At 69.7% G+C, this 21,358-nt stretch carries 18 protein-coding genes; 13 read left to right on the top strand and 5 right to left on the bottom strand.

Features of this window, described 5'->3' with window-relative positions:
- The first annotated feature begins 1 nt into the window (after position 1).
- Together rpe and AUL35_RS06470 are read left to right on the top strand one after the other, a co-directional pair.
- Positions 2–691 (top strand): ribulose-phosphate 3-epimerase, encoded by a 690-nt coding sequence (gene rpe / locus AUL35_RS06475; RefSeq protein ID WP_062013219.1) that lies wholly within the window; start codon positions 2–4, stop codon positions 689–691.
- Between the two features lie 301 nt (positions 692–992).
- Positions 993–2,069, top strand: coding sequence for a TerC family protein (locus AUL35_RS06470; RefSeq protein ID WP_244493681.1), 1,077 nt, complete (start codon positions 993–995; stop codon positions 2,067–2,069).
- Positions 2,070–2,143: 74 nt separating this feature from the next.
- Here the strand turns inward: AUL35_RS06470 and AUL35_RS06465 are convergent, their stop codons facing one another.
- On the bottom strand, positions 2,144–3,049 hold the full coding sequence (locus AUL35_RS06465; protein ID WP_062013217.1) for a PHP domain-containing protein: 906 nt from the start codon (positions 3,047–3,049) through the stop codon (positions 2,144–2,146).
- Between the two features lie 261 nt (positions 3,050–3,310).
- Between AUL35_RS06465 and AUL35_RS06460 the strand changes: the two genes are divergently transcribed.
- The 5 genes from AUL35_RS06460 to AUL35_RS06440 all read left to right on the top strand — a co-directional run bounded on the left by AUL35_RS06460 (position 3,311) and on the right by AUL35_RS06440 (position 8,914).
- Complete coding sequence (locus tag AUL35_RS06460) at positions 3,311–4,426, top strand: ABC transporter substrate-binding protein (protein WP_062013215.1); 1,116 nt, start codon at positions 3,311–3,313, stop codon at positions 4,424–4,426.
- An 83-nt stretch (positions 4,427–4,509) separates the two neighbouring features.
- On the top strand, positions 4,510–5,430 hold the full coding sequence (locus tag AUL35_RS06455; protein WP_082666152.1) for an ABC transporter permease subunit: 921 nt from the start codon (positions 4,510–4,512) through the stop codon (positions 5,428–5,430).
- Positions 5,427–6,239 carry an ABC transporter permease gene (locus AUL35_RS06450; RefSeq protein ID WP_062013213.1) on the top strand — a complete coding sequence of 271 codons (813 nt, stop codon included), beginning with the start codon at positions 5,427–5,429 and terminating at the stop codon, positions 6,237–6,239. The genes AUL35_RS06455 and AUL35_RS06450 overlap by 4 nt, the downstream gene beginning before the upstream one ends.
- Positions 6,236–7,354 (top strand): ABC transporter ATP-binding protein, encoded by a 1,119-nt coding sequence (locus tag AUL35_RS06445; RefSeq protein WP_062013211.1) that lies wholly within the window; start codon positions 6,236–6,238, stop codon positions 7,352–7,354. Before AUL35_RS06450 ends, AUL35_RS06445 begins: the two co-directional genes overlap by 4 nt.
- Before the next feature lie 105 nt (positions 7,355–7,459).
- Complete coding sequence (locus tag AUL35_RS06440; RefSeq protein ID WP_202814260.1) at positions 7,460–8,914, top strand: alkaline phosphatase D family protein; 1,455 nt, start codon at positions 7,460–7,462, stop codon at positions 8,912–8,914.
- A 93-nt stretch (positions 8,915–9,007) separates the two neighbouring features.
- Here AUL35_RS06440 and AUL35_RS06435 read toward each other — a convergent pair whose 3' ends face one another.
- Positions 9,008–9,739, bottom strand: coding sequence for an SDR family NAD(P)-dependent oxidoreductase (locus AUL35_RS06435; RefSeq protein ID WP_062013209.1), 732 nt, complete (start codon positions 9,737–9,739; stop codon positions 9,008–9,010).
- 82 nt (positions 9,740–9,821) lie between these two features.
- Between AUL35_RS06435 and AUL35_RS06430 the strand changes: the two genes are divergently transcribed.
- Positions 9,822–10,214, top strand: coding sequence for a helix-turn-helix domain-containing protein (locus AUL35_RS06430; protein WP_062013207.1), 393 nt, complete (start codon positions 9,822–9,824; stop codon positions 10,212–10,214).
- 137 nt (positions 10,215–10,351) lie between these two features.
- Here the strand turns inward: AUL35_RS06430 and AUL35_RS06425 are convergent, their stop codons facing one another.
- Entirely contained in the window at positions 10,352–12,127 is a 1,776-nt protein-coding gene (locus tag AUL35_RS06425; RefSeq protein WP_062013205.1) for an SLC13 family permease, read from the bottom strand.
- A gap of 101 nt (positions 12,128–12,228) precedes the next feature.
- Between AUL35_RS06425 and AUL35_RS06420 the strand changes: the two genes are divergently transcribed.
- Genes AUL35_RS06420 through AUL35_RS06410 form a run of 3 tightly spaced genes read left to right on the top strand, consistent with a single transcriptional unit; the run spans position 12,229 to position 16,621 of the window.
- On the top strand, positions 12,229–15,618 hold the full coding sequence (locus AUL35_RS06420) for a response regulator (protein ID WP_062013203.1): 3,390 nt from the start codon (positions 12,229–12,231) through the stop codon (positions 15,616–15,618).
- The gene (locus AUL35_RS06415) at positions 15,615–16,004 is read left to right on the top strand and encodes a response regulator (protein WP_062013201.1); all 390 of its coding nucleotides are present in this window, start codon (positions 15,615–15,617) and stop codon (positions 16,002–16,004) included. The genes AUL35_RS06420 and AUL35_RS06415 overlap by 4 nt, the downstream gene beginning before the upstream one ends.
- A gap of 17 nt (positions 16,005–16,021) precedes the next feature.
- Positions 16,022–16,621 (top strand): DUF533 domain-containing protein, encoded by a 600-nt coding sequence (locus tag AUL35_RS06410; protein WP_062013200.1) that lies wholly within the window; start codon positions 16,022–16,024, stop codon positions 16,619–16,621.
- On the opposite strand, the gene AUL35_RS06405 is transcribed toward AUL35_RS06410, so the two are convergent.
- Positions 16,599–17,027 (bottom strand): CBS domain-containing protein, encoded by a 429-nt coding sequence (locus tag AUL35_RS06405; protein ID WP_082666151.1) that lies wholly within the window; start codon positions 17,025–17,027, stop codon positions 16,599–16,601. The genes AUL35_RS06410 and AUL35_RS06405 overlap by 23 nt on opposite strands.
- A 129-nt stretch (positions 17,028–17,156) precedes the next feature.
- Here AUL35_RS06405 and glgX point away from each other — a divergent pair, with 129 nt between their 5' ends.
- Positions 17,157–19,424, top strand: a complete 2,268-nt coding sequence (glgX, locus tag AUL35_RS06400; RefSeq protein WP_062013343.1) for a glycogen debranching protein GlgX — start codon at positions 17,157–17,159, stop codon at positions 19,422–19,424.
- Positions 19,425–19,540: 116 nt separating this feature from the next.
- Entirely contained in the window at positions 19,541–20,245 is a 705-nt protein-coding gene (locus AUL35_RS06395) for an HAD family hydrolase (protein ID WP_062013199.1), read from the top strand.
- 10 nt (positions 20,246–20,255) lie between these two features.
- On the opposite strand, the gene AUL35_RS06390 is transcribed toward AUL35_RS06395, so the two are convergent.
- The gene (locus AUL35_RS06390; protein ID WP_062013198.1) at positions 20,256–21,188 is read right to left on the bottom strand and encodes a ribose-phosphate pyrophosphokinase; all 933 of its coding nucleotides are present in this window, start codon (positions 21,186–21,188) and stop codon (positions 20,256–20,258) included.
- Between the last annotated feature and the right edge of the window lie 170 nt (positions 21,189–21,358).

Raw genomic sequence — 21,358 nt, 5'->3', positions numbered from 1 at the left:
CATGGCGAGCGAGCACCTGATCGCGCCCTCGATCCTGTCGGCGGACTTCTCGCGCCTCGGCGAGGAGGTCGCGGCGGTCGACAGGGCCGGCGCCGACTGGATCCATCTCGACGTCATGGACGGGCGCTTCGTGCCCAACATCACCTTCGGGCCGCCCGTCGTGAAGGCGCTGCGCCCGGCGAGCGCGAAGCGCTTCGACGCCCATCTCATGATCGTCGAGCCCGAGCGCTACGTCGCCGACTTCGTGGCGGCGGGCTGCAACGGCGTCACGGTCCACGCCGAGGCCTGCACCCATCTCGACCGCACGCTCCAGCTCATCCGCGAGCTGGGCGCCGGAGCGGGCGTCGCGCTCAACCCGGCGACCGGCGAGGAGGCCCTGGCCTACGTCCTCGACCGCATCGACCTCGTGCTGGTCATGACCGTCAATCCAGGCTTCGGCGGCCAGAGCCTCGTGCCCGCCACGATCGAGAAGGTGCGGCGCGTGCGCGCCCTGATCGGCCGGCGGCCGATCCGCCTCCAGGTCGACGGGGGGGTCTCGCCGGCGACGATCGGAACGCTCGCGCAAGCGGGCGCCGACACGTTCGTGGCGGGCTCCGCCGTCTTCCAGGGCGGCGGCGAGGCGGGCTACGCCGGAACGATCGGCGCGTTGCGCGACGCGCTGGATCGGCCGAGCCCGGTCAAGTCTTCCTGACGATTTCGTGAGACTACGGCGCCCGGCCGCAAGTCGAGCGCCGCCCGGCCGAGGTTTTCCGGCAGAATAGCCGGGGCCGTAAGGCTTGCTTCTGATGTTTTTCAACTGCAGGGCGCGGGAAAACTTCGGCCGCGATGTTGCGCCCGCCGAACCACACCACATCTAAGCGGCGCGCCGCGCGGCTCTAGAGCTCCCGCGGCGCTTGCGCGTCCGGTGGGGCACCGGCGCATGCGAGGCCGGTTCGGCCGGGTCACAGGGTTCGGGACGAGGGTTGATTCCGTCCCCCAAGGAGGATGCGAGTTTGGAACAACCGGTTTCCGAAGCGGCGGCACAGACGGCGATCACGGGGATCTCGCCGGACGTCGTGCCCACCTCCGTCTGGCTGATGACGATCGCGGCGATCGCGGCCCTCTTCGTGTTCGACTTCGTGACCCACGTGCGCAAGCCGCACGAGCCGACCTTCAAGGAGTCGGCGCTCTGGTCGACCTTCTACGTCGCGCTGGCGCTGATCTTCGGCGCGGGCGTCTACTACTGGTGGGACGCCGAGCACGGCGTCGAGTACTTCGCCGGCTTCATCACCGAGAAGTCGCTCTCGGTCGACAACCTCTTCGTTTTCGTGATCATCATGAAGAGCTTCAGCGTGCCGCGCGCCTACCAGCAGAAGGCGCTTTTGATCGGCATCGTGATCGCACTGGTGATGCGCGGCATCTTCATCGCGCTGGGCGCGGCCGCGATCGAGCGCTTCTCCTGGGTCTTCTACCTCTTCGGCCTCTTCCTGCTCTGGACGGCCTGGAAGCTGGCGGCCGAGAGCCTGAAGCACGGCGCCAAGTCGACCGACGAGGAGTACGAGCCCAACTCGATCGTGAAGTACTTCCAGCGCCACCTGCCGACCGTCGACGATTTCCGCGGCAACGCGCTGACGGTGATCGAGAACGGCAAGCGCTACTTCACGCCCATGTTCATCGTGATCCTGGCGCTCGGCATGACCGACCTCCTGTTCGCGCTGGACTCGATCCCGGCGATCTACGGGCTCACGGATGCCCCGTATATCGTCTTCACGGCGAACGCCTTCGCGCTGCTCGGCCTCCTGCAGCTCTACTTCCTGCTGGGCGGCCTGCTCGACCGCCTCGTCTATCTCGGCATCGGCCTGTCCCTGATCCTCGCCTTCATCGGCGTGAAGCTCATCATCCACGCGATGGAGGCCAACACGCTGCCCTTCCTGAACGGCGGCCAGCCGATCGAGGGTCTGCCGCATATCGAGACGAGCTTCTCGCTCTCGGTGATCGTCGGCATCCTCGTGGTGACGACGGTGCTGAGTCTCCTGAAGAGCCGCTCCGACAACCGCAAGGCGGCGCAGGACACGACGACGCGCCCCTGACGGTGCGGCGAGCCTGAAACCGGGAAAGGGGCGGGGCCTTGAGGGGGGGCCCGCCCCTTTTTCGTCCGGGCGGATCAGGCCGCCGGAAGGCTCACGGGTCCCGTCCAGGCCGAGCGCCCGCGCTCGTCGGTCGCGACCACCCGGAACCAGTCGCCCCGGAAGCGCCCGAGCGGCAGGCGCGCCTGCGTGAGCGCGTCGCCGAACCGGTTGGCCGCGCGCGAGCCGCGCCCGACCACCGCGATGTTGCGCACGCTCGAGGTCTCGACGACGATCTCGTCGCCCTCGATCCGCGCATCGTGCATCACCGGGCCGCAGCTGGCGTAGAAGCGGCCGCCCTTGAGCGCGGCGAGGATGGCCTCCGGCGCGTTCGCCTCCGCCTTCACCATGACCCAGGCCTGGCCGGCGTCGGGCACGCGCAGGTGCGCGTCGTCGCAGGCGATGGCGTGAAGGAGCGCGCCCTCGTTGCTGAGCGCGTCGAGGAGGTAGGTCCCGTCGGGGCGCGCGGTCTCCAGCGCGCAGCCCGTGTTGAAGATTTCCACCGCGTGGGCCACGCCCAGGAGCGCGCGGCCGTCCCCGACGGTCAGCGAGGACCATTGCGGGTGGGCGATCGCGACGAAGGCCCCCGCCTCGCGGGCGCGCCGGGCGAGCGCGACGCCGTCCTCGCCCTGGCCGAGGCGCGCGAAGTCGAGCGGCAGCCCGCAGGCGAGGATATGCCAGACCTCGCCCTGCGAGTTCTCCGGCGCGTGCAATTCGGCGCCGAAGATCGTCGTGAAGCCGTCCGTGCGAAGCCCTGTCGTGTCGGCGACCGGAAAGCCGTAGCGCTCGATGAAGTGGTCCGAAAGGCACAGGAAGTCGTAGCCCGCCTCCCGGTAGATCGCGGCGACCCGCTCGGGCGATTCGGCGCCGTCGGAAAGGGTCGAGTGGGTGTGCAGGTTGCCGCGCAGGAAGCGGCCGGGCGCGGCGAAGGGGGCGAGCTGCATGGGTCTCCGAAAGTCCGTTTGGTGTGCGAAGCGGCCTCTACCAGTCCCATGTTGCGCTTTTTTGCTTGCCCGTCCTTCGCAAAGGCTCTCACATGCCGCAACGCCGTCTCGTCACGGCGGGCATCGACCCATCGCGCCCGATAGGACGGCGCGCGAGGCGACACGCAAGTGTCACGCGTCGGTGATACGGGGCCCCGGCGGGCGACAAGGCCCGCCTCGAACAACAAGGCCGCGATCAGGCGGCCAGGCTGGAGCGGTCGGATGAAGGAATTGTTCAAGCGCGGCGTCTGTCTCGCGGCACTGGCGGGCGTGGCGCTCGGCTCCACGGCTCCGGCCGCGCTCGCGCAGGGCATGGACGAGCTGGTGGCCGCCGCCAAGAAGGAAGGCTCGCTCACCACGATCGCGCTCCCGCACGACTGGTGCAACTACGGCGAGATGATCTCGAGCTTCAAGGCCAAGTACGGCCTCGCCGTCAACGAGCTGAACCCCGACGCCGGCTCGGCCGACGAGATCGAGGCCATCAAGGCCAACCAGGGCAATACCGGCCCGCAGGCCCCCGACGTGATCGACGTCGGCCTGTCCTTCGGCCCGCAGGCCAAGACCGACAAGCTGATCCAGCCCTACAAGGTCGCGACCTGGAGCGAGATCCCCGCCGAGGCCAAGGACGCCGACGGCTACTGGTACGGCGACTACTACGGCGTCCTCACCTTCGAGGTGAACAAGGACCTCGTGTCGAACCCGCCGCAGGACTGGGCGGACCTCCTGAAGTCCGACTACGCCAACTCGGTCGCGCTCGCCGGCGACCCGCGCGCCTCGGCACAGGCCATTCAGGCCGTCTACGCCGCCGGCCTCTCCAAGGCGCCGAACGGCTCGCCCGCCGAGGTGGCGGCCGCCGGCCTCGACTTCTTCAAGCAGCTCAACTCCGCCGGCAACTTCGTGCCCGTGATCGGCAAGCCCGCCTCGCTCGCGCAGGGCACGACGCCGATCATGATCCGCTGGGACTACAACGCCCTGTCCTCGCGCGACACGCTGGCCGGCAACCCGGCGGTCGAGGTGGTGGTGCCTAAGACGGGCGTGGTGGCCGGCGTCTACGTGCAGGCGATCAGCGCCTACGCGCCGCACCCGAACGCCGCGAAGCTCTGGATGGAGTATCTCTACTCCGACGAGGGCCAGCTGACCTACCTCAAGGGCTACTGCCACCCGATCCGCTTCAACGAGATGGCCAAGGCCGGCAAGATCCCGAAGGACCTGCTCGACCGCCTGCCGCCCGCGGCGGCCTACGAGACCGCCAAGTTCCCCTCGGTCGAGGTGCAGAACGCCGTGAAGGCCGACGTCACGACCAAGTGGGACGAGGTCGTGGGCGCCAAGGTCCAGTAACGATCGACCCATCGCCCCCCGCGCCGGTCCGGCCGGCGCGGGGGGTCTTCGAGCCCGCGCGGCAAGGATGACATGAGACCCTCATGACGGCGATCACGGACGGCGTTCCCGCAACCGGACGGGCCACGACGGGCCGGCCCCGCTTCCGCGCGACCGCCGGTGCGGGTTCCCTGGCGCTGCTCGGCGTCGTGCCCTTCTTCCTGTTCGCCCTTCTCTTCCTGATCGGGCCGACGCTCTATCTCGTTCTTGGCGCCTTCCAGAACCCGGCCGGGGAATGGACGCTCGCCAATATCGGCGCCCTGTTCCAGCCGCAGATCATGGCGGCCTTCTCGATCTCGATCCGCGTCAGCCTCGCCTCGGCCGCGCTCGGCGCCCTGATCGGCTTCGCGCTCGCCTATGCCATCGTCCACGGAGGCCTGCCGCGCGTCATCCGCTCGGGCGTCGTGACCTTCTCGGGCGTCGCCTCGAACTTCGCCGGCATCCCGCTCGCCTTCGCCTTCATCGCGACGCTCGGGCGCATCGGCCTCGTCACCTGGTTCCTCAACGACGCCTTCGGCCTCAACCTCTACCGGCTCGGCTTCAACCTCCTGAGCTTCTGGGGCCTGACGATCACCTATCTCTACTTCCAGATCCCGCTGATGGTCCTCATCATCACGCCGGCGCTGGACGGCCTGAAGCGCGAATGGCGCGAGGCCGCCTCGATCCTCGGCGCCACGCGCTGGCAGTACTGGCGCATGGTGGCGCTGCCCGTGCTTTTTCCGAGCCTGATGGGCTGCTTCCTGCTTCTCTTCGCCAACAGCTTCGGCGCGATCGCAACCGCCTATGCGCTGACCGGCTCCTCGCTCAACATCGTGCCGATCCTCCTCTACGCGCAGATCCGGGGCGACGTCCTCTACAACCCGAACCTCGGCTACGCGCTGGCGGTCGGCATGATCGCCATCACCGGCCTTTCCAACATCCTCTACATCGTCCTTCGATCGCGCTCGGAGAGGTGGCTGCGATGACCGCCCGACGGATCGGCGCGGGAGCCATCGTGCTCCTCGGCGCCCTCTACTTCCTCCTGCCGCTCTGGGCGACGTTCCAGTTCTCGCTCGGCATGGTGCGCGGCACCTGGAGCTTCCAGAGCTACCGCGTGGTCTTCGCCGACCAGCGCTTCCAGGAGACCTTCCTGTTCTCCACGGTCTGCGCGCTCGCCACGATCGTGCTCGGCGCGCTGATCGTCGTGCCCACCGCCTACTGGGTGCGCCTGCGCCTGCCGAGGCTCCGGCCGCTGGTGGAGTTCATCACGCTCCTGCCGCTCGTGATCCCGCCGATCGTGCTCGTGTTCGGCTACCTGCGCCTCTACAACTCCTCGTCCTGGCTGCCCTTCACTTCCACGCTCTGGGGCACCAACGTCCTGATCGTGTTCGGCTACACCGTCCTGTCGCTTCCCTACATGTACCGCGCGGTCGACACGGGCCTCCAGGCGATCGACATCCGCACGCTGACCGAGGCCGCCGAGAGCCTCGGCGCCAAGCGCCACGTCGTGCTCCTGCGCGTGATCCTGCCGAACGTCAGGGCCGCGGTCCTGTCGGGCGCCTTCCTGACGTTCGCCATCGTGATCGGCGAGTTCGTCCTGGCGAGCCTCCTGAACCGCCCGGCCTTCGGTCCCTACCTCCAGAATGTCGGCGCCAACCGCGCCTATGAACCCGCGGCCCTCGCCATCATCGCGTTCGCGGTGACCTGGGGCTGCATGATCCTGCTGCAGCTGGCCGGCGGCGGCGCGCCGGGGCGTCCGCGCGCGCTGCTCAAAATTGGAAGGCGTGGGCGATGAGCTTTCTCGAGATCGAGGACGTCCAGAAGAGCTTCGGCGCGACCACGGTGGTCCACCACTTCTCGCTCTCGGTGGAGCGGGGCGAGTTCGTGTCCTTTCTCGGGCCGTCGGGCTGCGGCAAGACCACGATGCTGCGCATCGTGGCGGGCTTCGAGACGCCCAGCGCCGGGCTCGTTCGCATCGACGGGCAGGACGTGACGCGTCTGCCGCCCAACGAGCGGCGCATCGGCATGGTGTTCCAGGCCTACGCCCTGTTTCCCAACATGACGGTGGCCGACAACGTCGCCTTCGGCCTGCGCATCGCCGGCATGGGCCGCGAGGAGCGGGCGGCGCGCGTCGAGGAGATGTTGCGCCTGATCGGCCTGCCGCACGTGGCCGACCGCTATCCCTACCAGCTCTCTGGCGGCCAGCAGCAGCGCGTGGCGCTCGCACGTGCCATCGCGCCGCGCCCGCGCGTGCTGCTGCTCGACGAGCCGCTCTCGGCGCTCGACGCCAAGATCCGCGTGTCGCTCCGCGAGGAGATCCGCGAGCTCCAGCGGTCCCTGGGCATCACCACGATCTTCGTGACCCACGACCAGGAGGAGGCGCTCTCCATGTCGGACCGCATCGTGGTCATGAGCGAGGGCCGCGCCGAGCAGGTCGGCACGCCCTTCGAGATCTACAACCGGCCCCGCACCCGCTTCGTCGCCTCGTTCGTGGGCACGCTCAGCCTGCTCGACGGCGAGGTGGCCTTCGGCGACCGCGCGATCGTGGCCGGCCAGGAGATCGAGGCCGAGGTGCCCGGCGGCAAGCCCGGCGACCGCGTGACGCTGGCGCTGCGGCCCGAGTCCCTGTCGCTGCATCCCTCGCGCGAGCGCTCCAACGCCCTGAAGGGCACGATCAGCGACGTCGCCTTCCTCGGCTCGGTGGTGCGGGTGCGCGCCCGCTTCGGTTCGGGCGAGCTCCTGATCGACACGTTCAACGATCCCGCCGCGCCCCCGCCGCAGCGCGGCGAGACGGTGACGGTCTTCTTCTCGCCCGCCGACGTCCAGTGTCTGGATGCCGCGACCGGCGCGACGCACCGCCCGCAGATGCGCACGGCGAGCGAGCGGGGCGCGCAGGCGATCGACGCCTGAGGCCCGCGCGCCCGCGACCTGTCGCGCCCGGGTCTTGCAGGACGGCGCGCGCGCCCGACATGCAGCGCCGGGGGCAATCCAGGAGCTGAGGGCGGCGAATTTCACGTGAGCGACGACACCCAACGCCTGCCGGAAACGGCGGGCCCCATCCTCTTTGCGCGCGGCGCCGACGCGCGGACGCTTCGCCTCTCCGCCGTCGCGGTGACGCCCGACACGGCGCCCGCGCCCCGCCTCGAGGCCGAGGGCTTCGAGGCGCGCGCCATGGAGCGCCGCGCCACGCTCTTCGGGCGCGCCGTCTGGGGACTCGACTTCGAGCTGCCGGCGCAGGCCGAGGGCATGAGCTACGCGATGGACGGGACGCGCTACGCCGTCGCGAGCGACCTGACGGGCGACCTCGCCATTGCCTTCGTGTCCTGCAACGGGCAGGAGAACGGCGACGAGGACCGCGAGCACGAGGACCGCGACGTCCTGTGGCGCCGGCTCCTCGACGAGCATCGCCGCCGTCCCTTCGCGCTCCTCCTCCATGGCGGCGACCAGCTCTATGCCGACGAGGCGGTGGACAGCCATCCCGAGACGCGGCGCTGGAACGAGTTGCCAAACGAGGAGCGCCCGGGCGTCCGCTGGACCGCCGAGATGCGCGAGGCGGTGCGGCGCTACTTCTTCCGGCGCTATCTCGCGCTCCTGCTCCAGCCCGCCGCCCGCGAGCTTCTGGCCCGCGTGCCCTCGATCATGATCTGGGACGACCACGACATCTTCGACGGCTGGGGCAGCCATCCCGCTTCGCTCCAGGCGAGCCCCGTGGCGCTCGGCCTGTTCGAGGCGGCGCGCGAGATGTTCGTCCTGTTCCAGCTGGGGGGCGAGCCCGGCCGGCTGCCCGATACCTGCCTCGACCCGAGCGGGACGAGCCTGTCGCAGGGCGCGGGTTTTCCGGGCTTCGGCGTCGTGGCACCCGACCTGCGCTCCGAACGCCTGCCCGATCGCGTCATGGGGGAGGCGGGCTGGCGCGCCTTCGAGCGGTCGCTGGAGCGCCTGCCCAAGGGGGATCGGCGCATCGTCGTCTCCAGCGTGCCGGCGATCGGGCCGCGCCTGTCGCTGGTGGAGGCGCTTCTCGACTTCTATCCCGGTGTCAACAAGTACGAGGACGACCTGCGCGACCAGTGGCAGAGCCGGGCGCACCGCGACGAGTGGCGGCGCTTCCTCCTGCGGCTGGCGCGCGAGAACGAGGAGGACGGCGCGCCGGTGACCGTTCTGTCGGGCGAGATCCACCTCGCCACGCGCGGCACGATGCGGCTCCGGAACGGCGCGACGCTGCACCAGCTGGTCGCGTCCGGCATCACCCATCCCCGCCCGCCGCGCCTCTTCTCGGCCGGTCTCGGCCTTTTGTCCCGGCTCGGTCACTCTCCGCTGAAGAGCCGGCCGATGCGCGTGCGCCCGCTGCCGGGACGCAGCGCGCCCTACACGGGCCAGCGCAACTTCCTGGTGCTCGAGCGGCGCGCGGGCGCATGGCAGGCCGAATGGGAGCTCGAGGACGACGGGCGCACGCCCCCGCTCGCCATCTGACGGCGGCCGCGACGACCGCAGGCCGGAGGCCGGCGGTCCGCTCCCGAGCCGATGCGGTCGGAAGCGGATGCGACGCGCCAGGGACGGTTGCCGCTAGACCTGCCGCATGCCGCCGTCGACGCAGAGCTCGGCGCCCGTGATGAAGCTCGCCTCGTCGCTGAGAAGAAACAGCGTGGCGGCGGCCACCTCGTCGGGGCGCGCCATGCGACCCAGCGGAATCGGCGCGATCAGGGCTCTGCGCCCCTCCTCGGGCACGGCCGCCATCATGTCCGTGTCCGTGGGGCCGGGCGCCACGACGTTGACGCGGATGCCCCGGGACGCGAGCTCCGCGGCCCAGGTGCGGGCATAGGACCGGACCGCCGCCTTGGTGGCCGCGTAGGTGCCGTAGGGGGGAAGGCCCGCATTGTCCGCGATCGAGCCCATCAGGACCACGGAGGCGCCGTCGCCCATCGCGGGGAGGGCCGCCTGGATACCGAACACCATGCCGCCCACGTTCACCGCGAAGTGGCGGTCGAAATGCTCGGGCGTCTGGTCTGCGATCGAGGCCGGCTCCGACAGGCCGGCGTTCAGGACGAGGAGATCCAGGCGTCCCCGCTCCTGCGTCACCGCCGCGACGACGCGCGACAGGTCCTCCGGCGCGCTGGCATCGGCCACCAGCCCGCGTGCCTTTTCGCCGAGTCTGGCCGCGGCGGCCTTCACCTCGTCGGCCCGTCGCCCGGTCAGAAAGACGGTCGCGCCTTCCGCCGACAGGCGTTCGGCGATCGCCAGCCCGATGCCCTTCGCACCCCCGACCACGAGTGCGGTCTTGTTCTCAACTCTTGCCATCGCGCATGCTCCTTGTTCAGCGACGGCACCCAGATATACGACGGGTATCTGGTCGCAAGAACGCACTTTGAAGAGCCTAGATATGCCCGACGATACCGAACTGGCCGCCTTGTCGGAGCAGGCGCGCGCCGACATGGTCCGCATCCGTCCGGTTCTGGACCGGATCGCGGACAAGTGGACGATCCTGATCCTGACGGTGCTGTGCCCGAGGCCGGCGCGCTTCAACGAGATCAAGCGCCGGCTGGACGGCATCACGCACAAGGCGCTCGCGGACGCCCTGAAGCGACTGGAGCGCAACGGACTCGTGACGCGAACCGTCCTGCCGACCGCCCCGATCGGCGTGGAGTACGCCATCACGCCGCTCGGCCACTCGCTGCGCCAGCCCTTCGAGGCGCTGTGCGCGTGGGCGCTGACCCATGGTCCCGACATCGAGCGGGCAGGGGCCGGCTTCGAGCAGGGACGGGCCGATCGGTAGCGGGGGCGAGCGACGGCCGGGATGATGCGCGGTCGCGTCGAGACCCGCGCCAAGGATCAGGCAAGGCTTGCGGAGCCTCTCGATCCACCGCCGGCAATCGCACCCCGCATCGCACGTTCGGACGCGCCGCTCCTGTCTCAGCCCGGCACGACGGGCCAGAACACGCTGATCAGGGGCACGCCCACGAAGAGCACGATCAGCGAAAGCGGCAGGCCGAGGCGCCAGTAGTCGCCGAAGCGGTAGCCGCCCGGCGCCATGACGATCGTGTTGCACTGGTGGCCGATCGGGGTCAGGAAGTCGCAGGCCGCCCCGATCGCCACCGCCATCAGGAACGGGTCCGGCGACAGGCCGAGCCGGGTGGCGAGCGATGCCGCGATGGGCCCGAGCATCAGCACCGTCGCCGCGTTGTTCAGGAACGGGGTGACGGCCATGGCGAGCACCGTCACCACGAAAAGCGAGGCCAGCGGCGAGAAGCCCTGGACGAGATGGCTCAGCCAACCGGCGATGACGTCGGTTCCCCCCGTCGTCTGGATCGCCTCGGAGAGCGGAATGAGCGCGGCCAGGAGCACGATCACGGACGCCTCCACCGTCTCGTAGGCCTCGCGCATGCTCATGACGCGCAGCATCAGGAGCACCACGGCGGCGCCGAAGAAGGCGGCCACCGCGCTGATCACGCCGAGCGCGGTCAGGACCATGGCCACCAGCAGCACGCCGAGCGGCAGGAAGGAGCGACGGCTGCGCCCGAGCGCGATGGAGCGCTCGGCGAGCGGCAGGACGCGAAGCGCGGCGAGCGCCGGCGGCACGGTCTCGCTCGTGCCCTTCAGGACCAGGACGTCGCCCTCGCGCAGGCGCAGCGTCTGGAGGCGCCGCCGGATCGGCTCGCCGCCCCGGCTCACCGCCAGCACCGAGACGCCGTGCGCGGAGGGAAGCGCGAGCCGGTCGATGCGCGAGCCGATCGCGGGCGACTGGGGCGTGACGACGCCCTCCACCACGCTCTCGGTCTCGACGTCGCCGCGCGGCGCGACGCCCTCGCCGGTCAGCGCCAGGCCGGCGCGCGCCACGGCCCGCTCGATGCCCTCCGGCTCGCCGCCCAGGAGCAGCGTGTCGCCCGCCCGCAGCACCATGTCGGGCGAGGCGTCCATGCGCCGGAAGCGCTCCCGGATCACGGTGCGCACGGCGATGTCGTTGTCGGCGGCCTGCTCCAGCTCGGCGACCGTGCGGCCCGCATAGGGCGAGCCCGTGCCGAGTTCGGCCTCCGCCGTATAGGCGTCGAGCGCGAAGGCCTCGTCCGCCCCGCCCGCCGGGCGGCGCTTGGGGATGAGGTTCGAGGCAAGGCTCAGGAACACGAAGCCCGTGAGGGCGACGCCGAGCCCGACCGGCGCGTAGTCGAACATGCGGAACGGCTCGCCCGTCACGTCCTGCCGGATCTTCGACACGATGATGTTGGGCGAGGTGCCGACCAGCGTCACGAGGCCGCCGATCAGCGAGCCGAAGGCCATGGGCATCAGGAGCTGCGAGATCGAGGTGCCGTTCTTGCGCGAGACCTGGGCGGCCACCGGCATGAACATGGCGAGCGCACCGACGTTCTTGGTGATCATCGACAGAAGCGTCACCGCCCCCACCAGCACCGTCACCTGCCGCTGCGCGGTTCGCATGAAGGGCATGACGGGGCGCATGATGTCCTCGACCACGCCCGAGCGCGAGATCGCGGCCGAGACGAGCAGGGCGCCCACCACGATCACCACCACGTCGTCGGAGAAGCCCGAGAACGCGCTCTTCACCGGCACGATGCCGAGCACCATGCCCGCCAGGAGGCCGACCAGGGCCACCAGGTCGTAGGGCAGCCGCCCCCAGGCGAAGCCCGCCACCGTCAGTCCCACGAGACCGAAGGCGAGCGCTTGATCGAGGGTCATGCGGGCGGATCATCCTGGATGCGAGGGGATCGAACGAAACCGGCCCCGCCGCGTTACGGGCTGCGGTTGGAACCGGCATACGGTGCCGGGCGGGGAACAACATGACCAAGAATGGGGCCGGACAGCCGTCCGGCAATAAGGTTGCGGGCAAGGACAGCGGGGGACTGGGCCGCACGGCCTTCGTCGCGGGCCTGCTTCTGGTGCTGGCGATCGGCGCCTATGGCTGGACGCTTCTTCAGGGCGCCGCGCGGGCCGACCGCATCGCGGGCGACACGGCGGTCGTCAACGAGACCGAGCGGCTCGTCTCGCTTCTGTCGGGACTGGAGTCGTCGACGCGCGGCTACGTGCTCGTCGGCACGCCCGACTTCCTCGACCCCTTCCGCCGGGGCGTGGCGGGCCTGGAGCCGCAGCTGACGCGCCTGTCGGAGGAATGGACGCGCAGCGCCGCCGCCGATCCCGCCTCGCTCGCGCGCCTGCGCGCGGCATCCGAGGACTTCCTGCGCTTCGAGACCACGGTCGTCACGACCCGCACCGACCAGGGCTTCGAGCCCGCCGCCGCGATCATCCGCACCGGCGAGGGCAAGGCGCGCATGGACGCGATCCGCGCCGAGGCCGCCGCGATCCAGAAGGATGCCGAGACGCGCATCGGCCAGGCCGAGATGGCGGCCTCCCGCATCGACACCATCACCAACGTCGCCTTCCTCGCCGCCATCCTGGCCGCCGGCGCGCTCGCGGTGCTCGCCTTCCGGCGTCATCTCGAGGGACGGCGCGCGACCGACCTCCTGACCGCCGTCCTGTCCAACTCGCCGGTCGCCATCGGCTTCGTCGACAAGGACCTGAGGATCGGCCGGCTGAACCCGGCCTTCGCGGAGGCGGGAGCCGCCGGTCTCGAGCGACATGCCGCGCCCGGCGACGCCGTTCTCGCGATGTTTCCCGGCGACCGCGAGGTCCTCTCGCGCATGCTCGACGAGACGCTGCGCTGGGGGCGCGTTCACAACGGGGTGGAACTGGGCAGCGCCGAGGGCGAGGACGGGGCGGTCTATCTCGCCAGCCTGTATCCCCTGCGCACCGAGGGCAGGAAGCGGACCGAGATCGTGGGCGCGGGCATCGTTCTCCTGAACGCCACCAAGCGCATCCGGGCCGAGCGCCGTCTGGCCGAGTCGGAGGGGCGCTTCCGCTCGCTGGTCGAGGCGACCGCGGCGATGGTCTGGTCGGCGCCCGCCTCCGGCGAGTTCAGCGGCGCGCAGCCCGGCTGGGCGGAGTTCACCGGCCAAGGCGAGGACGAATATACCGGGCTCGGCTGGGTCGATGCCGTTCATCCCGACGACCGCGAGAAGAGCGCGCGGGCCTGGCGCGAGGCGATCGCCGGCAAGACGATCTACCGCATCGACCACCGCGTGCGCCGGGCCGACGGCGAATGGCGCGACATGCAGGCCCGCGCCGTTCCGATCCTCGACGCGGACGGCTCGATCCGCGAGTGGATCGGCACCCATACCGACATCACCGACCAGAAGCGCACCGCGGCCGCGCTCGGCGAGTCAAACCTCCAGTTCCGCACGGTCGCCGACAACATTCCCCAGCTCGCCTGGACCGCCGCGCCCAACGGCGAGATCTTCTGGTACAACCAGCGCTGGTTCGACTTCACTGGCACGACGCTCGACGAGATGCGCGGCTACGGCTGGCGCAAGGTCCACCATCCCGACCATATCGACCGCGTGGCCGCCCTGTTCTCCGAAAAGCTGAAATCCGGCGAGCCGTGGGAGGACACGTTCCCGCTGCGGGGCGCCGACGGCACCTATCGCTGGTTCCTCAGCCAGGCGGTCCCGATCCGCGACGGGGAGGGGAGGATCGTGCGCTGGTTCGGCACCAACACGGACGTGACGGCCCAGCGCCTCATCGAGGAGGAGCTTTCGGCCGCCAAGGACGCGGCCGAGAGCGCCAACCGCGCCAAGTCCCAGTTCATCGCCAACATGAGCCACGAGCTGCGCACGCCGCTCTCGGCCGTGATCGGCTATGCCGAGATGCTGGAGGAGGAGGTCGAGGACCTCGGCGAGGAGCACCTCCTGGCCGACCTCAAGAAGATCGAGCAGAACGCCCGCCATCTCCTCTCGCTGATCAACGACGTTCTCGACCTCTCCAAGATCGAGGCCGAGCGCATGGACGTCTACGCCGAGACCTTCGACCTCGCGACCGTCCTGTCCGAGGTCTCGTCCACCGTCGGCTCGCTGGTCGACAAGAAGCACAACCGTCTCGTGACGGAGGCGGGCGAGGGGCTGGGCATCGTCCACACCGACCAGGTCAAGCTGCGCCAGTGCCTGATCAACCTCCTGTCCAACGCCTCGAAGTTCACGGAAAACGGCACGATCACGCTGCGCGCCGAGCGGATCGTGGACGACGGGCGCGACTGGATCGTCTTCGAGGTGTCGGACACGGGCATCGGCATGAATCCCGACCAGCTCGGCCGCCTCTTCGAGCGCTTCACCCAGGCCGACGCCTCCACGACGCGCAAGTTCGGCGGCACGGGCCTCGGCCTTGCCATCACGCGCGCCTTCTGCCGCATGCTGGGCGGCGACATCGGCGTGCGTTCGGAGGAGGGCGCGGGCACGACCTTCACGATCCGCATCCCCGCCCGCATCGACCCGACCGAGGAGCCGGTGGCGGATGCCGGTCACGACGCCACGCCCGTGGCGGCGGAGGCGACGGCCGGCGTCGTGCTGGCGATCGACGACGACCCGCACGCGCGCGAGCTGATCATCCGCTTCCTGTCGCGCGAGGGCTTCTCGGTGCGCGCGGCGGCCGACGGGCTGACCGGGCTCGACATGGCGCGCGTCATCAAGCCCGACGTGATCCTGCTCGACGTCACCATGCCCCGGATGGACGGCTGGACGGTGCTGACCGAACTCAAGGCCGACCCCGACCTCGCCTCGATTCCCGTGGTGATGATCACGATCATCGACGAGCACAATCTCGGCTACGCGCTGGGCGCGGCGGACTATCTCCTGAAGCCGGTGGAGTGGAACAAGCTGAAGGCCGTGATGGATCGCTTCCGCGCGACCGACAACACGCTGGTCCTGGCGGTGGACGACGACGAGGACGCGCTCCAGCGCTCCGTCACCATGCTGGAGCGCGAGGGGCTGAGCGTCATGACCGCTCGCAACGGGCGCGAGGCGCTGGAGAAGCTGGAGGAGGCCCATCCCGGCCTGATCCTTCTCGACCTGATGATGCCCGTCATGGACGGCTTCGCCTTCCTGCAGGTCCTGCGCTCGCGGCCGGGCGGGCGCTCGATTCCCGTGATCGTCCTGTCCTCCAAGGACCTGACGGCGGACGAGGCGCGTCGCCTCCAGTCGCAGACCGATCAGGTCCTCGCCAAGGGCGATACGGATCTTCGGGAGCTTGCGGCCGACATCCGCGTTATGATGAACGAGACGACGCCGGACGCCCGAAAGGCGGCCGCGGCTCAACCTGTCCCCGATCTGGAGGCCGTGCCATGACCCGAATCCTTCTTGTCGAGGACCACGAGGAAATCTGGGACTTCCTGTCCCGCCGGCTGCAGCGCCGCGGCTACGAGGTGATCCTCGCCCATGACGGCCAGGACGGCGTCGACAAGGCGCGCGTCTCCTCGCCCGACATCATCCTTCTCGACATGAACCTGCCCGTCCTCGATGGCTGGACCGCAGCCAAGACGATCCGCGCCGACACCTCGATCCCGCGCATCCCCATCATCGCGCTGACCGCCCACGCCATGTCGGGCGACCGCGAGAAGACGCTGGCGGCCGGTTGCGACGACTATCACGCCAAGCCGGTCGACTTCTCGCGCCTGCTCGGCCAGATCGAGGCGCTGCTGCCGCAGGGCGCTCAGACCGCCGCAGCGCAGTAAAGGGGGGCGGCACACGCATGGCCCTTCGGTGGCTCCGCTCGCTTTTTCCTCCCGAAGCCGGGCCCCAGGATGGTGAAGGACTGAATCTCGCCGTCGCCGCGCCCGCCGCCCTGAACGCCGCGGACGCGCTGGTGCAAGGGACGGGCGGCGGTCGCGAGCCGCCGCGCCGCGACACGGTCGAGGCGCATCTCGCCGTCAAGGTGCTCGGCGCCCACCTCGCCAACCGCTACCAGACCTCCTACCCGCTGACGCTCAACCTCGACCTCTTCTCGAGCGAAGAGGGGGAGGCCGTGATGCGTCTTCTGGCGGATGCGGTCGGCGCCGAGGGTGGCCCGTCGCCCGAGCGCGCGGCGCAGGTCTGCACGCAGCTCGAGCGGCTCGGCGCGTCGGGCGCGCAGCTCGCGGTCTTCCGGGCGGGTCTGTCCGACCCTTCGCCTCTCAACACGCTGGTCGCGGCGGTGCGCGCCGTCGACAAGGGCCCGCATGTCTACGCGCTGGCGCTTCTGGCCGGGGTCGGGCGCGGCACGGCGGGCGCGGCCTATCTCGGCTTTCTGGCGCTCCGGCTCGGCTTGTCGCGCGAGACGGTGGGCAGTCTCAGCCGGCGCTTTCGCGGCTGAGTTCGCCCAGCGCCCGCCGCACCGTTCCCGATTCCAGAAGAAGGGGCCGCGACAGGTCGGCCAGCGTCACCCAGCCGACCACCCGTCCCCCTTCCGCCGTCACCGCCAGCCGCCGAACGCGGTTGGCGGCCATCAGCTCGGTCGCGTCCTCCAGGCTGTCCTCCGGGCGACAGGCGAGGACGGGCGCGCTCAGGATGTCGCGCGCGGTGACGCTCGCCGGGTCGAGCCCCTTGGCGACCACGCGATAGAGGATGTCGCGGTCCGTCACGACCCCCTGGATGTCGTCCTCGGTGCCCACCGGAAGCGCGCCGACGTCGAGCTCGCCCATCATGACGGCTAGCGCCTCGGCCGTGTCGCCGGGCGCTGCGAACTCGACATAGCGGCTCATCACGGTCTCGATCTTCAACGGGCTCGTCCTCGTTCTCAGGTGGCGGCAGAAGGAGCCCGCGCGTTTCGTGCGACGGGAACCAATCGGGGGCGTGCCGATTGTGGGCTAGCTAATCCCCATGCGTCGAACGGGAAGACGTCGTTGAACATCCAGAACAAGTCCGGCGTCTTCACGCCGTACATCGCTCCCTCCACGCGTGGCGGCACGCGCGTCGAGGCGGGCAACCCCAACCGACGCGGCGCGAACTGGGACGGGCGGGGCGTGAACTTCGCCCTGTTCTCGGCCAACGCGACCAAGGTCGAGCTCTGCCTCTTCGACGAGCGCGGCGAGACCGAGCTCGAGCGGATCGTCCTGCCGGAATACACGAACGAGGTGTTCCACGGGTACCTGCCCGACGCCCGCCCCGGCACGGTCTACGGCTACCGCGTGCATGGCCCCTACGAGCCCGACGCCGGCCACCGCTTCAACCCCAACAAGCTCCTGCTCGACCCCTATGCCAAGCAGCACGTGGGCGAGGTGAAGTGGGACCACGCCCTGTTCGGCTACACGATCGGCCACGCGGACGGCGACCTGTCCTTCGACGAGCGAGACTCGGCTGCCTTCGTGCCGAAGTCACAGATCGTGGACCCCGCCTTCACCTGGGGCAACGAGCGCCGTCCGAACGTGCCCTGGGAGCGCACGATCTTCTACGAGACCCACGTCAAGGGCTTCACCCAGCGCCACCCCAGCGTGACGGATCGCGAGCGCGGCAAGTTCGCCGGCCTCGCGAACTACGACGTCGTGCGTTACATCAAGAGCCTCGGCGTCACCTCGGTCGAGCTTCTGCCGATCCACGCCTTCGTGGACGACAGCTACCTCGTCGAGAAGGGCCTGCGGAACTACTGGGGCTACAACACGCTCGGCTTCTTCGCGCCCGATCCGCGCTACATGTCCTCGCCCTTCGTCAACGAGTTCAAGGAACTCGTCTCGACCTTCCATCACGAGGGCCTCGAGGTCATCCTGGACGTGGTCTACAACCACACGGCCGAGGGCAACGAGAACGGGCCGACGCTGTCCTTCAAGGGCATCGACAACGCCTCGTACTATCGCCTCCTGCCCGACAACAAGCGCTACTACATCAACGACACCGGCACCGGTAACACGGTCAACACGTCGCATCCGCGCGTCATGCAGCTGGTGATGGACAGCTTGCGCTACTGGGCGGGCGAGATGCGGGTCGACGGCTTCCGCTTCGACCTCGCCACGATCCTCGCGCGCGAGCCGACCGGCTTCTCGGAGGAGTCCTCCTTCCTCCATGCCTGCATGCAGGACCCGCTCCTCAACGAGGTGAAGCTCATCGCCGAGCCCTGGGACTGCGGGCCGGGCGGTTATCAGGTCGGTCGCTTCCCGCCGGGCTGGGCGGAGTGGAACGACGGCTACCGCGACACGGTGCGCGCCTTCTGGCGCGGCGACGACGGCAAGGTGCCGGCGGTGGCCGGCAAGATCTCGGCCTCGGCCGACCTCTTCGACAAGCGCGGTCGCCGCCCCTGGTCGTCGGTGAACTTCATCACCGCCCATGACGGTTTCACGCTGCACGACCTCGTCTGCTACAACGACAAGCACAACGAGGCGAACGGCGAGGACAATCGCGACGGCCACTCGCACAACCTGTCCAACAACTACGGCGTCGAGGGTCCGACCGACGATCCGGCCATCGTCGACACGCGCTTCCGGCAGCTGCGGAACTTCTTCACGACGCTGCTCTTCTCGCGCGGCACGCCGATGATCCTGGCGGGCGACGAGTTCGCCCGCACGCAGAACGGCAACAACAACGCCTATGCCCAGGACAACGAGATCGGCTGGATCGACTGGGACGTCACCAAGGACGGCGTCGATCTCGCCGAGTTCGTCCAGAAGCTGATCATGCTGCGCCAGGCGCTGCCCATGCTGCGCCGCGGCCGCTTCCTGCACGGCACGATGGACGAGGAGATCGGCGTCAAGGACGTGACGTGGATCTCGCCGTCGGGCGGGGAGATGCAGGACGGCGAGTGGTCGGACGAGGGCGCGCGCTGCTTCGGCGTGCTGCTCGACGGGCGCGCGCAGGACGAGGGCATCCGGCGCCTGGGCTCGGACGCCACCATGCTCATGGTGCTGAACGCGCACTGGGACGTCGTCAACTTCAAGCTGCCGCAGGCGCCCGGCGGCCTGCGCTGGCGCTGCATCATCGACACGAACCTGCCCGACCGCGAGGAACTCGCGCCCTTCGAGTTCGGCACCGAGTACATGACCACCGGCCGCTCGTTCCTGGTGTTCCTGATGGAGCCGGAAGAGGGCGACGCGACCACGGACGGCGCGCGGCGCGCCTTCCTCCACGTCTCGGAGGCCTTCAACCAGGCGGCCCACGACGCGGTCCACTTCGTCAAGAAGCCGGACTGAGGCCTTCCCGGCCGGGTCGAAAAGGGCGCGCCCGGCCGGGCGCGCCCTTTTCGCGTTTCCAAGCCGGGATCGCCGTGCATAATCGCGCCGCGTGTTTCCTTCCGAAAGGTTCCGCGATGGCCCGCATCACCCTCGTCGCGCTCGATGCCGACGACACGCTCTGGGAAAACGAGACGGTCTTCCGCTGGACGGAGGCGCGCTTCGCCGAGCTCCTGGCGCCCCACGGCGAGGCCGAGGCCATCCGCGCGCGCCTCTTCGAGACCGAGAAGCGCAACCTCGAGACCTTCGGATTCGGGGTGAAGGGGTTCACGCTGTCCATGATCGAGACCGCGCTCGATCTCGGCGGCGACGACCTGCCGGTCTCGGTCGTGCGGCAGATCCTGGCGGAGGGCCACCGGATGCTGCGCCATCCCGTCGAGACGCTGCCGGGCGTGCGAGAGACGCTGCAGGAGCTCGCCTTGACGCGCAGGCTCATGCTGGTCACCAAGGGCGACCTCTTCGACCAGGAACGAAAGCTCGCCGCCTCCGGCCTCGGCGAACTCTTCGCCGCGGTCGAGATCGTCAGCGACAAGACGATCGACACCTACCGGCGGATCTTCGCGCGCCACGGCGCCAAGCCCGAGGAGGCGATGATGGTCGGCAACTCGATGCGCTCGGACATCCTGCCGGCACTGGGAGCGGGCGCCTTCGCGGTCCATGTGCCGCACGCCATGACCTGGGATTACGAGCACGCCGAGGCGCCGCTCGAGAATCCGCGCTTCCATGGGGTCGAGACGCTCGCCGAGCTGCCCATGCTGCTCGGCGAGATCGAGGCGGACTGACGGTTTCGCCTCAGTCGAAGAGCGAGGAGACCGACTGTTCCGTGGTGGTGCGGGCGATCGCCTCGCCGAGCAGCGTCGCGGTGGTGATGACGCGGATGTTGCGCGCCTCGCGGATCGCCTTGGTCGGCTCGATGGAGTCGGTGATCACCAGCTCCTCGAGGCTCGACGCGCCGATGCGCGCGACGGCGCCCCCGGACAGGACGCCGTGCGTGATGTAGGCGCGCACGCCCTTGGCGCCCGCCGCCATCAGCGCGTCGGCCGCGTTGCACAAGGTGCCGCCGGAATCGATGATGTCGTCGATCAGGATGCAGTGCCGGCCCTTCACGTCGCCGATGATGTTCATCACCTCCGACTCGCCCGGCTTCTCGCGGCGCTTGTCGACGATGGCGAGCGGGGCGTCGAGGCGCTTGGCGAGCGCGCGCGCGCGCACCACGCCGCCCACGTCCGGCGAGACCACCATGACGTGGTCGGTCTCGAGGTGCTCCTTGATGTCGCGCGCCAGCAGGGGCACGGCGAAGAGGTTGTCGGTCGGGATGTCGAAGAAGCCCTGGATCTGCCCGGCATGGAGATCCATCGTCATCACGCGGTCGGCGCCCGCGCGCGTGATGAGGTTGGCGACGAGTTTGGCGGAGATGGGCGTGCGCCCGCCCGCCTTCCGGTCCTGGCGCGCGTAGCCGAAATAGGGAAGGACGGCGGTGATGCGGCGCGCCGAGGCCCGGCGCAGCGCGTCCATGATGATCAGGAGCTCCATCAGGTGGTCGTTCGCCGGATAGGAGGTCGACTGGATCACGAAGCAGTCCTCGCCGCGCACGTTCTCCTGGATCTCGACGAAGATCTCCTGGTCGGCGAAGCGCCGGACGGAGGCGAGCCCGAGGGGCAGCTCCAGATAGGTGCCGATGGACTCGGCGAGGCTGCGGTTGGAGTTGCCGACAAAGAGCTTCATCGCGTCCCGTTCCAAGGCGTTGGGTCGAATGCGCCCGCCGGGACGCCAAGCCCGCGCCGCCGCTCGTGCCGGGCACTGGCCCCTTGTGATGTGCGCGGCTCTTACCAAGATCGGGTAAAGATTCAAGAAGTCCGCCGACACAGACGCTAAGCGCTTCTGACGAAGCGGAG

It is taken from the genome of Aureimonas sp. AU4 (assembly GCF_001463765.1).
In the GTDB taxonomy this organism is placed as follows: Bacteria; Pseudomonadota; Alphaproteobacteria; order Rhizobiales; family Rhizobiaceae; genus Aureimonas.
Note: the sequence above shows the minus strand (reverse complement) of the source record. Positions and strands in the feature narration are given on the sequence as shown.

What these genes read in the sequence shown, in the direction of transcription:
- AUL35_RS06445 (WP_062013211.1), top strand. Translation starts at nt 6,236, where the DNA reads ATGAGCTTTCTCGAGATCGAGGACGTCCAGAAGAGCTTCGGCGCGACC.
- AUL35_RS06460 (WP_062013215.1), top strand. Translation starts at nt 3,311, where the DNA reads ATGAAGGAATTGTTCAAGCGCGGCGTCTGTCTCGCGGCACTGGCGGGC.
- AUL35_RS06435 (WP_062013209.1), bottom strand. Translation starts at nt 9,739, where the DNA reads ATGGCAAGAGTTGAGAACAAGACCGCACTCGTGGTCGGGGGTGCGAAG.
- AUL35_RS06425 (WP_062013205.1), bottom strand. Translation starts at nt 12,127, where the DNA reads ATGACCCTCGATCAAGCGCTCGCCTTCGGTCTCGTGGGACTGACGGTG.
- AUL35_RS06430 (WP_062013207.1), top strand. Translation starts at nt 9,822, where the DNA reads ATGCCCGACGATACCGAACTGGCCGCCTTGTCGGAGCAGGCGCGCGCC.
- AUL35_RS06390 (WP_062013198.1), bottom strand. Translation starts at nt 21,188, where the DNA reads ATGAAGCTCTTTGTCGGCAACTCCAACCGCAGCCTCGCCGAGTCCATC.
- AUL35_RS06465 (WP_062013217.1), bottom strand. Translation starts at nt 3,049, where the DNA reads ATGCAGCTCGCCCCCTTCGCCGCGCCCGGCCGCTTCCTGCGCGGCAAC.
- AUL35_RS06455 (WP_082666152.1), top strand. Translation starts at nt 4,510, where the DNA reads ATGACGGCGATCACGGACGGCGTTCCCGCAACCGGACGGGCCACGACG.
- AUL35_RS06450 (WP_062013213.1), top strand. Translation starts at nt 5,427, where the DNA reads ATGACCGCCCGACGGATCGGCGCGGGAGCCATCGTGCTCCTCGGCGCC.
- AUL35_RS06415 (WP_062013201.1), top strand. Translation starts at nt 15,615, where the DNA reads ATGACCCGAATCCTTCTTGTCGAGGACCACGAGGAAATCTGGGACTTC.
- AUL35_RS06410 (WP_062013200.1), top strand. Translation starts at nt 16,022, where the DNA reads ATGGCCCTTCGGTGGCTCCGCTCGCTTTTTCCTCCCGAAGCCGGGCCC.
- rpe (WP_062013219.1), top strand. Translation starts at nt 2, where the DNA reads ATGGCGAGCGAGCACCTGATCGCGCCCTCGATCCTGTCGGCGGACTTC.
- AUL35_RS06420 (WP_062013203.1), top strand. Translation starts at nt 12,229, where the DNA reads ATGACCAAGAATGGGGCCGGACAGCCGTCCGGCAATAAGGTTGCGGGC.
- AUL35_RS06395 (WP_062013199.1), top strand. Translation starts at nt 19,541, where the DNA reads ATGGCCCGCATCACCCTCGTCGCGCTCGATGCCGACGACACGCTCTGG.